The organism is Klenkia sp. AC732, from assembly GCF_979256525.1.
This window is the reverse complement of sequence record NZ_CEEDOS010000156.1, coordinates 1-243: the sequence shown is the minus strand read 5'-3', so window position 1 is coordinate 243 and position 243 is coordinate 1. Positions and strand designations below refer to the sequence as shown.

The 243-nt window shown below is 76.5% G+C and carries 1 pseudogene; it reads left to right on the top strand.

Annotation, left to right across the window (positions count from 1 at the left end):
* Positions 1-243: pseudogene (locus AC0IVP_RS22080) on the top strand (ABC transporter ATP-binding protein); the annotation flags it as partial.

The following is a 243-nucleotide window of genomic DNA, read 5'->3' as shown; positions in this document are numbered from 1 at the left end:
GCGCCGTGGACCCCAGCGTCGAGGCGCGGATCCTGGACGCACTGCGCAACACCGACCAGCCGGCGACCGTGGACGTGGTCGCCTACCGGCAGGCCACCATCTCGCTGGCCGACGAGGTCGTGTGGATCGACCGCGGCCGGCACGTGGCCCGCGGCAGCCACGCCGAGCTGCTGGCCCAGGTGCCCGGCTCCGCGCGGCTCGTCCAGGCCTACCAGCCACCGGCCGCCGTCACCGCCGCCGAGC